The sequence below is a fragment of the Mesorhizobium sp. YIM 152430 genome (assembly GCF_029210365.1).
In the GTDB taxonomy this organism is placed as follows: Bacteria; Pseudomonadota; Alphaproteobacteria; order Rhizobiales; family Rhizobiaceae; genus Aliihoeflea.
On sequence record NZ_JARGES010000006.1, the window covers coordinates 1 to 9,321 of the forward strand.

Annotated in this window: 14 protein-coding genes and 1 pseudogene; 12 read left to right on the plus strand and 3 right to left on the minus strand. The window is 61.2% G+C overall.

Features of this window, described 5'->3' with window-relative positions; genetic code table 11:
• The 9 genes from PZ895_RS00510 to PZ895_RS00550 all read left to right on the plus strand — a co-directional run.
• The coding region (locus PZ895_RS00510) for a hypothetical protein (RefSeq protein ID WP_275837079.1) at positions 1 to 201 on the plus strand (201 nt) is incomplete at its 5' end.
• 179 nt (positions 202 to 380) lie between these two features.
• Positions 381 to 782: a hypothetical protein gene (locus tag PZ895_RS00515; RefSeq protein ID WP_275837080.1), complete on the plus strand. Its 402-nt coding sequence runs from the start codon at positions 381 to 383 to the stop codon at positions 780 to 782.
• Positions 775 to 1,104, plus strand: coding sequence for a hypothetical protein (locus PZ895_RS00520; protein WP_275837081.1), 330 nt, complete (start codon positions 775 to 777; stop codon positions 1,102 to 1,104). The genes PZ895_RS00515 and PZ895_RS00520 overlap by 8 nt, the downstream gene beginning before the upstream one ends.
• Positions 1,105 to 1,305: 201 nt before the next feature.
• The gene (locus PZ895_RS00525) at positions 1,306 to 1,821 is read left to right on the plus strand and encodes a Panacea domain-containing protein (protein WP_275837082.1); all 516 of its coding nucleotides are present in this window, start codon (positions 1,306 to 1,308) and stop codon (positions 1,819 to 1,821) included.
• 31 nt (positions 1,822 to 1,852) lie between these two features.
• Positions 1,853 to 2,185, plus strand: a complete 333-nt coding sequence (locus PZ895_RS00530; protein ID WP_275837083.1) for a hypothetical protein — start codon at positions 1,853 to 1,855, stop codon at positions 2,183 to 2,185.
• A 156-nt stretch (positions 2,186 to 2,341) separates the two neighbouring features.
• Positions 2,342 to 2,596: a hypothetical protein gene (locus PZ895_RS00535; RefSeq protein ID WP_275837084.1), complete on the plus strand. Its 255-nt coding sequence runs from the start codon at positions 2,342 to 2,344 to the stop codon at positions 2,594 to 2,596.
• Entirely contained in the window at positions 2,571 to 3,329 is a 759-nt protein-coding gene (locus PZ895_RS00540) for a hypothetical protein (protein WP_275837085.1), read from the plus strand. Before PZ895_RS00535 ends, PZ895_RS00540 begins: the two co-directional genes overlap by 26 nt.
• Positions 3,330 to 3,430: 101 nt before the next feature.
• A complete protein-coding gene (locus PZ895_RS00545; protein ID WP_275837086.1) occupies positions 3,431 to 3,814 on the plus strand; it encodes a hypothetical protein in 384 nt (127 codons plus the stop codon).
• Positions 3,795 to 4,310 (plus strand): ImmA/IrrE family metallo-endopeptidase, encoded by a 516-nt coding sequence (locus tag PZ895_RS00550; RefSeq protein ID WP_275837087.1) that lies wholly within the window; start codon positions 3,795 to 3,797, stop codon positions 4,308 to 4,310. Before PZ895_RS00545 ends, PZ895_RS00550 begins: the two co-directional genes overlap by 20 nt.
• On the opposite strand, the gene PZ895_RS00555 is transcribed toward PZ895_RS00550, so the two are convergent.
• Both PZ895_RS00555 and PZ895_RS00560 read right to left on the minus strand, forming a co-directional pair.
• Positions 4,299 to 4,568, minus strand: a complete 270-nt coding sequence (locus PZ895_RS00555) for a hypothetical protein (RefSeq protein ID WP_275837088.1) — start codon at positions 4,566 to 4,568, stop codon at positions 4,299 to 4,301. The genes PZ895_RS00550 and PZ895_RS00555 overlap by 12 nt on opposite strands.
• Before the next feature lie 194 nt (positions 4,569 to 4,762).
• Positions 4,763 to 5,224: a hypothetical protein gene (locus tag PZ895_RS00560; RefSeq protein WP_275837089.1), complete on the minus strand. Its 462-nt coding sequence runs from the start codon at positions 5,222 to 5,224 to the stop codon at positions 4,763 to 4,765.
• Between the two features lie 329 nt (positions 5,225 to 5,553).
• Here PZ895_RS00560 and PZ895_RS00565 point away from each other — a divergent pair, with 329 nt between their 5' ends.
• The 3 genes from PZ895_RS00565 to PZ895_RS00575 all read left to right on the plus strand — a co-directional run bounded on the left by PZ895_RS00565 (position 5,554) and on the right by PZ895_RS00575 (position 9,031).
• Complete coding sequence (locus PZ895_RS00565) at positions 5,554 to 7,230, plus strand: recombinase family protein (protein WP_275837090.1); 1,677 nt, start codon at positions 5,554 to 5,556, stop codon at positions 7,228 to 7,230.
• Between the two features lie 170 nt (positions 7,231 to 7,400).
• A complete protein-coding gene (locus PZ895_RS00570; protein ID WP_275837091.1) occupies positions 7,401 to 8,111 on the plus strand; it encodes a type IV toxin-antitoxin system AbiEi family antitoxin domain-containing protein in 711 nt (236 codons plus the stop codon).
• A 2-nt stretch (positions 8,112 to 8,113) separates the two neighbouring features.
• Positions 8,114 to 9,031, plus strand: coding sequence for a nucleotidyl transferase AbiEii/AbiGii toxin family protein (locus tag PZ895_RS00575; protein ID WP_275837092.1), 918 nt, complete (start codon positions 8,114 to 8,116; stop codon positions 9,029 to 9,031).
• 81 nt (positions 9,032 to 9,112) lie between these two features.
• Here the strand turns inward: PZ895_RS00575 and PZ895_RS00580 are convergent.
• Positions 9,113 to 9,321 (minus strand): annotated as a pseudogene (locus tag PZ895_RS00580) (hypothetical protein); the annotation flags it as partial.

The window sequence follows — 9,321 nt, forward strand, 5'->3', positions numbered from 1 at the left end:
GCGCAGCCCGTCGCGGAAGTCCGCTGCATCGGCATCGCGGTCGAGGCTACCGAAGACGGTGGCGAGACGATCCGTGCCCGCTTCATCAGCACGAACCGCGACAAGCCGGCCACGGTCGAGATCGCCGTCAGCGGTAGCCTGCGCTCTGCCTTCGTCATCGGCGAGACCTATGACTTCGGCGCGGCGATCACGGCGCGATGACGACCTCGCCGCATCGCCCCGCTACCCGCGCGCGGCCTCGCCCCGAGCAAGAATGTTGCTCGCCTCCCCCCGGTTAGGGGCCGCATTGGGCTCGCCTGCGGGGCGGGGCCGCTGCCGCCCGATCTTTGAATGTTTTTCGCACAGCGAAATTCGCTGTTTGGTTGTGATGGAGGCTGGATATGCAGGATGTAGTGCGTTGCGCAGCCTGCGATGACGAATTTCGGCTGATCCGCTTCTCGGAGCGCATGTTTTGTTACCGCTGCCAGCCGCTCGGCAGCGCCCCGCCTGCGGTCAAGCAATGTCGGACCTGCGGGATCAAGGTGATCGGCCGGCGGCAGTTCTGTGTGCCTTGCGGCCAGGATCGAGAACGCGCGCGGCTCCGCGAACGCGAGCAGACCCGGCATCGTATCCGCCGGCCGATCGCGATCCCGAAAGAGAAAGCTTGTTCGCGTTGCCGGCAGGTGAAACCAGCTTCGGCCTTCTACAAGCACAATGGCCGCACGGACGGCCTGTCGGCCGACTGTGGCGCTTGCAGTCGCGCGCATCGAAAGAAGGTGCGCCGGCAGCGCCAGAATGGCTGACGCGGCCGATCAGACCGCGATCGAGGCCGCTCGGCTGCTTGAGCGCGCCGAATGGCTCAACCGCGCCCGCATCGATCCCTCGGTCACGCCATCGGCCTTCAGGGTCGCGGCGACCATCGCCGCGATGACAGGCACGGCCGACATACTGCGATGCACCACGCTTAAGCTTGCATTTCAGAGCGCCACTTCGAAGCCGACATTGAGCCAGTCTCTCGATCGCCTTGCAGCGCGGCGCTTCATATCGCTCAAGCGGAAAGGCCGTAGCGCCTCGATCGAAATCCATATCCTCGCCGCGCGGTCGCAGGCGACGTTGCGGCGGTAGGATTAATTTCTTGCCGCGCCGGCTGGCGATGCTATGGTCAATGCGAACCTTCCGCTCCACTCGGGCGGCTTCTCCGAAAAGGCCCGCGGCTGCAAGACGCGGGCCTTTTTCGTATTCGATGGGCTCGTCACGGTTCGGGGCCTTGCGACGCGGATTGCCGAAGCTGCGGCCGGCACGTATATATCCTCCATGGATTTCGCAGTGGACAAAGAAAAGGCCGTCGAGGCCCTGGTCTACATCGCTCGGCAGATGCCAGGCGTGGGACGTTTCCATGCGGCCAAAATCCTCTATTTCGCCGAACGCGAGCATGTGCGGCGCTTCGGGCGTCCAGTCGTCGGTGATCGCTATATCGCCATGGAGAACGGCCCGGTGCCGTCCTTCGGATATGACGTGCTGAAAGGTTCTGTCGCGACGAAAGACGCTCCGATTGTTGCCGGCGCGTTGGAGCGAGCCGATGCAGGCGCGCATCCGGCTTACAAGGCGGCGCGCGAGCCTGACCTTTCATACTTCAGCAAGACGGACATTCAGTGCTTGAATTACGCGATCGGGCATTGCCGCAATCGCTCGTTTGGCGCGATCTCCGATGAGACCCACAAGCATGTCGCCTGGGATCGAGCAGCGCTGAACGCGCCGATGTCATGGGACGATATTCTCGAAGGGGCCGACCCCGAGGTCATCGAGGAAGCAAAGTCCTTCGCGGCCTATGGCGTCTTGTAAGCTCGGCCACGTCTACATTGTCGAAACCGCATTGACGAAGCCTCCGAAGGCGAAATTCGCGATTTGCGTATGCGTCGCAGAAGGCTTCTTTGTTTGGATAAACACCGAGGCGCGCCAAGGTGGCCGGGATCAGTTGGCAGTCGTCGCCGGCTGTCATGAGCTTGTGCGCCACGACAGCTTTCTCGACCTTTCAAGGGTCGTGAAGCATCAGACGTGGGAACTGGAAGATGCCCGTGAGTTTCCGTGCATAAGCGTGGAACTGGCGCGGGCGATCATCGATCGAATTGAGCAAGGGCTTGACCTTCTGCCGCCGCGCCACGCGGCGATCATAAAGTTGAACTTGGGAGCGCAGTTCGGGCTGTAGGGGCGGGCTCCAAGCCCGCCCCCTGACCTGCCGCAGGGCTTGGTCTGTCTAGGCCCGTTTCCCGCGTAAGTTGGAATTGTGAGCGAAACAGGGCGTTCGCGAGTTGCAACCGCGATGTCTCCGAATAGGTGTGGACCCACCGCCTGGGAGCCACATATGCCGCGCAAGCCTGATCCGATCGATCCCGCCACCATCGCGAGCGCCGTGCGCTTCGACGCCACGATCTTCCTGGGGACGGGCCGCTATCACACCGGCAGCTTCGACAATCTCAAGGATGCCCGCGAGGCGGCACGGCAATTCGGCGAGGTCGTAAGAAACGGACGGAAGGGCATGGTCTATGCGATCACGGCAGAAGGCCGCTCGATCTTCGTGCCGACGACCTTCGATGCCGCTGCGATCGCTTCGCATTGATTGCAGCGCGGCGGCAGCTTACCCTCTGGTTGAAACTTCAGGGAGGGGCATCGTGCCATCAACAATTCGCCTGCTCGCGCTCGCGGGCTTGCTTTCGGCTTCGGTCGCGCCGGCCAGCGGCCAGATATTCTGGCCGCGCGATGGCGACAATGTCGCCTGCACCCGCGAGGGGTGGGAGGATTACCACCGCGCGATGGTGATATCGGACTATGTCGCCATGAACGCGGTGGTCAATGATTGCCCCGAGCTTCCGGCCCCGCGCCTTGTGAGCGTCACCGACGAGACGATCGACTTCCCAGCCGGGCGGCTCGATCCCTTTGTCTACCGGAGGATCATGATGGGCGGCGTCGATTGGTGGGTGCCGGAGAAGGCGCTCATCGGCGTTCCTGGCGATGTCGAAGCACTCCGCTTCGCGCCGGGCGATCAGATCACCTTTTGGGAGAAGGTAGGGCTTGCCTGCCCCACGCTGGACGGTTGGCAAGCGGTGATCGCCGCCTTGGTGCAGAGCGCCGATCCAGATGCCTCGGAATGCTTCGACGGCAATGGCGGCGAGATCACCAGCATGGTCGTGGTCTCCGAGCCGCAGATCGTGCCTGGCCCTGCGGATCACGATCCGGGCGAGTTCCAATTGATCGAGGTCGAGGTATCCGAAGTCTTTCGGCCGGGCGGACGCGCCAGCGTCGGCGACCGGTATTGGATCAATGCGTTTGCTGCACAGCGCGAAAGCGACTGATCGCGACCGGGGAGCGCCACCAAGACCCGGTGCCGGCGCTTCGCCCTTGGGATTGATCTATTCGACAAACACGTGCAGCTTCGCGGAGCTTGGGAGGGCAGATGCAGGTAGCTCGACGCGCGATATTCGCTTTGATGTTCGTTCTGAACGGTGCGCTGACGCTTTGCCTGACCTATCTATATTTCAGTCGTGGATTTGACCCGAGTGGCAGTTTCACGTCAGTGGAATTGATCACGATCGTACTAACGGCGCTCGCAGTGATTTTGACAGCCCTCGGCTTGTTCATCGCGGGCTTGGCAATTTGGGGCTATCAGGCGCTCCACAGCGCTGCGCGAGATATTGCCGAGCGCGTTGCAAAGCGGACTGCCGAGGATGTCGCTTCGAGAACAGCCGCCGATGCGGTGACCCGGCTTGACGAGAGTATAGGCAGCGAACGTGATTATGGAGCGGCGGCAGGACGGAGCAATGGCGATGAGCAGGGATGAGATCACGGTCGATATCATCGACCGCTTCCAGCGCGAATATCCGGTCGATATCTATGGGATGGCGCAGGCGCTAAAAATTCGCGTGGTCGAGCAGGATTTGCCCGACACTATTTCGGGAAAGATCGAGCATTGGTGGCGGGGAGATTTCATGATCACCGTGAATTCGCGCCATAGCCGCACCCGGAAGCGCTTCACGATTGCGCATGAGATCGCTCATTACGTGCTGCATCGCGATCTCATTGGCGAAGACGGGATCACCGACAATGCGCTCTATCGAGACAATCGTATTGGTGACATCCGTGAACGCCAGGCCAACCGCTATGCGGCCACGCTTTTAATGCCGAAGTCGTTGGTTCGTAGAGCCTGGAATGAAGGTGTGAACGATCATCAAGCGATGGCGCAAGCTTTCGATGTATCGCCTGCGGTAGCTGAAATTCGTCTGCGCGAGCTTGGAAGCGTATTTTGGAGCCGCCCGCAGGATACGCTATTGTTCTAGGTGATAAAGGACCGCGCCATCCGCCGCGCCGGGGAACTGCTTAAGCAGATTGAGCCGGCCCACGGTGCGAACCAAAACATTAAGGACGGCGACGGCCCTAAAGTTCTGACGAGAAAAGAAGCTGGCGACGGTGCCGGAATGTCCGAGCGGCAGGTCAAGACCGCCATTCGTGTTGCTAACGTTCCCGACGCTGATTTCGAGCGCCAAGTCGAAAGCCCGAACCCGCCGACCGTCACCAAGCTTGCCGAGCAAGCTCATCGCCGAGGCCCAAGGCAAGATGCTGCTCGCGGAAGAGTACGACGCGGCGCAGGAGCGGGGCGAGGTCAAGACGCGAGCGGACAATCAGCATGTTCCAGATCAGAACAAGCTCTCGCCTCAAGATATCGGCCTATCCCGCAAAGACATCCACGAAGCCCGCCAGATCAGGGACGCAGAGGCAGCGGACCCCGGCGTTACCGCGCGGACGCGGCCTGCGGCCGAGCCATCATTGCTGCAAAAACGATCCGTTCGATCTTGGTCGCGATGGCACTAAATCCGGCGTCGTGAGCGCATCGTTCTTCGTGCGCGGCGACCGCGGAGCGGATCGCCGCCGGTTTCATGTCGAAGCGTTCCGCGACTTGAGCAGCAGGGACCAAAGCGCCGAACCGCGCGAGATAGATTGCGACATCCCGAGCGACTGTATGGCGCGCAAGGCTCATGTCACGAACGCGGATATCAAAGAAGGCGGAAACAATTTCGCAAACCATGTCGGTGTCGCAAACGTTGGCAGGTGACTTGTCCATCAGATTATCCTTGTTGCTGTCCGCTTCTCCATTGAACCGGAATGCGTCAAGGTTCGCGTGGTTTGTGACGTAAAGCAAATCGGAAATGACACGATTTACTCCAACTGTGACAGGTTGGATTTCCAACTTCATTTCCGATCTGATCGCGCATACTGCCAGTCAAGAATTTTATTGCGCATTTACGAAAATATACTTGTTGACTTTTAGGGGCCTACCTTCAAATAGGATGCACCGCTTCGAAATTGGAAACGACGCGGTGACCCTTCGGAAACATCAGCAGCGGCCCTCCAAACCGACCGGATCGACATCCGGACGGCGCGAAGCCGTTGCGCGCCGAAATCCCGCCGCCGAGGCCATTGATCCCCAACTTGCCGACTTCATCCGGGCGATTGCACGTTCCGCTGCGCGCCGAGACCACGCTATGAGTGCCGGGTTGGAAACATCCAATCGTCCATTGGAGGATGATGATGCATCGCAAGGCGGTCGCTTACGCACGATACTCCACCGACCTGCAAAGCGCGCGGTCGATTGAAGATCAGGTCGAACTCTGCCGGCAGTTCGCAGGCCGGAATGATCTCAAGATCACGGCGGTCTATGACGACCGCGCCAAGACAGGCGCGGCGATCATTGAGCGCGATGGCCTCCTGCGCCTCCTGGCGGACGCAAAGGACGGCAAGTTCGAAGTCGTCATCGTGGAAGCGCTTGATCGCCTGTCGCGCGATCAGGAGGACATGGCGTCGATCTATAAGAAGCTGCGCTTTCTCGGGATCGACATCATCGCTGTCCATGATGGGAAGGCCGACACGGTCCAGATCGGCATTCGCGGGCTGATCGGTGCGGTCTACCTTGAAGACCTCAAGCACAAGGTCCGCCGAGGGATGCAGGGCCGCGTTCGCGATGGCATGTCGCCGGGCGGCAAGGCTTATGGCTATCGGCCGGTTCCCGGCAAGCCGGGCGAGCTTGAGATCATCGAGGAAGAGGCGTCTGCCGTCCGCCGCATCTTTGCGGAGTTCGCAGCGGGCAGGAGCCCGCGCGACATCGCCTATGGCCTCAATCGGGACGGCGTGACGCCGCCCCGCGGAGAGGTGTGGAACGCTTCGACCATCAATGGATCGCGCACCCGGCAGAACGGAATGCTGCGCAACCCGATCTATGGCGGCGAGATCGTCTGGAACCGGCTGCGCATGGTTCGCGATCCCGAGACGGGCCGGCGGGTCAGCCGCATGAACCCGGAGAGTGAATGGCAGCGCGTCGATCGGCCCGATCTGCGGATAGTGGACGCAGAGACCTATGAGGCCGTCCAGGCGCGTGTAGACGGCCGGCGGGCGGCGACGGGCTATCGCCCGCGCACCCCGCGGATGCTGTCGGGGCTCCTGCGCTGCGCAAGCTGCGGCAGCGGAATGACCCTCGACGGCCAAACGGACGGCAAGCCGCGCATTCGCTGCTCACGCGCCCGCGAAAGCGGAAGCTGCGACCACCGGCGCAAGTATCCCGTCCACATCATCGAGCGGGCCGTCCTCGACGCCGTTCGGGCGCAGCTTGCCAATCCCGAGGCGCTTTCGCTTTACATCGACACGTACATCGCCGAGCGCCGCCGGCTCGCGATGGAAGCCACGAACAATCGCGGAAGCATCGAGGCGGCGCTCGCGCGGAAGAAGGCCGAGATCAATCGGCTGATCGACCTCGCGGTGAAGGGCGTCATCGATGCGGATCACCTTGCCGAGCGCAAGCCGCCCCTCGATGCCGATATCAAGCGACTGGAAGCCGAACTCATCGTCGCGCCGCCCATCAATGCCGTCGAGCTTCATCCGGCCGCGCTGACGGCCTACAAGCGCGATCTCGGGGCATTGGCGCGCGTGATCGAGGAAGCCGCCGGGGAGACCCCGGACGGCGCGATCCTCGCGCCGCTGCGCCGGCTGGTCGATAGCGTGATCATCCACCCGACGCCGGCGCGCGCACCGATCGAAGTCGAGATCAAGGGACGGTTGTCCGTGCTGATGGGGGAAGAAATGGAGCTACCGCCAGCCCGAAAGAAACTGGCTATAGGGGTGGTAGCGGAGGACCGCTACCGTCAATCCCCACACCTACCGGATATACGCTACAGGCTCCGATTGTCCTCTCGGCTTCTGGCGGCGTAGTCATGCTTACCGCGCGGGGTCGGAAGCCGAAACGGAATCGCCCAATCCTAACTGAACGCTTATGACCCTCATGCACTGGTATGGCAAATTATAAAGCAGAGCTTTATAAAGATATGCAGTTCTGAAACTGGCCGTATTGACAGTGCGGCACTTCAGCCCAAATATATAGCATGGCTTTAGAAAAGTACGGCCTTTTGAAACAGGTTCTGACGCATGCTCGGCCGGGACAGCCGCTGACAGCGGCCTGGCTTGCCAAGCAGGGCGTGTCGGCGCAGCTTGCCTATCATTACGTCCAGGCGGGTTGGCTCGTCAGGCTCGGGCACGGCTGGTTCCTGCGCGCCGGAGATGAACCGGAACTGCTCCTTTCTCTGGCTGCCCTGCCGGGCACCTTCCATATCGGCGGCAAGACGGCACTGACCTGGCACGGCTACCAGCACAATCTTGCCCATCGCCCCGATACCGAACTTTTCGCGCAAAGCCGGTTCCGTTTGCCTGAATGGATGCAGGCGCATTTCCCCCTCACAGTGCGGAAGCGTCACCTTTTTGACGATGATGCCCAAGGCGTTGCACCGTGGCGCGACATGGCGGATCTGCGGGTTGCCGAACCCGAACGCGCCGTCCTGGAAATGCTGTGGGAGGTCCCGCAACATCAAACGCTGGAAGAGGCCACACATCTCGTCGAAAGTCTCTTCGGCCTGCGTGCGACGCCGATGCAACCGCTTTTGGAAAGCTGTCGCAGCATCAAGGCGGTGCGGCTTTTCCTGAATCTCGCCAAACAGGCCTCCCTCCCAATCATGGAGAAACTCGACATGACCCGGATCCACACTGGATCGGCCACGCCCTATGTACGCCGCCACGCAACCGGCACGATCAGGACCTGATCGTGGATAAACGCTATTTCGAGACCGTGCAGCTTCTGCTCGATGTCGCGCCGCTCATTTTTCGGGATGGGGATTTCGCCATGAAGGGCGGCACGGCCATAAATCTTTTTCACCGCGACATGCCCCGGCTCTCGGTAGATATCGACGTGGTCTACATTCACGGAAATCGAGTGCGCGAGGAAGCGCTCGGCGCGATATCTCAAGCACTGGATCGGGCAGCGACCGAGTTGGGACGGCGCGGACTTGCCGTCAGGCGGCAAGCATCGACCGGCACTGGCGATATCAAGCTGTTTGTGCGCCGGGGTCTTTCCGAGGTCAAGGTTGAGGTCAACCCGGTCGGCCGTGGTACGCTGCTGCCCGTGCACCCAGCCGAGCTCTGCCCATTGGCGGCGGACGAATTCAAGCGCACCCTCCGGCTGCCGATCCTGGCCCCTGCGGAACTCTATGGCAGCAAACTTGTCGCCGCGATGGACCGTCAGCACCCGCGCGACTGGTTCGATTGCCTGCTGCTGCGGCAGCACGAAGGGCTGACCACCGACATACGCCAGACATTCGTCGCCTACGTCGCCGCCCACAATCGCCCTATCAACGAAATCCTGACACCGAACCCGCAACCGCTCGAGGCCACCTATCGCCACGACTTTGTCGGCATGACGCGGGATGAAGTCGGCCTGGAAGCACTTGAGGAAACCCGCATCTGGCTGTTAGAGGAGTTGCCCAAGGGCCTGACACGCACGGAGCGGGATTTTCTCATCGGCCTGAAAGCTGGAAAATCCGACTGGAGCCTCCTGCCGTTTCCCTCACTGCAGCACATGCCAGCCGTGAGATGGAAGCTTGAGAACATTCGCAGGCTGAAGCAGTCCAACCCGCGCAAGCATGCTGACATGCTGGCGAGGTTGGAAGACAAACTGCTTCGGTGAGGAATGAACCGGTCAGGGCGGGCCTCCTCACCTCATGAACTGCTTGCGGAAGTGAGGGTAGGATACTTTCCTTCAGCTTATTCAGGTATCCGCTGCTCCTCGTCTCTCAAGGACTACCATTAGCCGGGCAAAGGACGTGCCTCGAAACACTGCGACAAGCGCGGCCAGCACCAGTGCCGCCGCCGCGAGATTGATCGAGGACCAGACGGGCACATCGAGATCGAGCCCGAAAGTCGTGATTGTCCCGACCTCCTCAAAGACCACGTGCAGACCGAACCAGACTGCCAGGT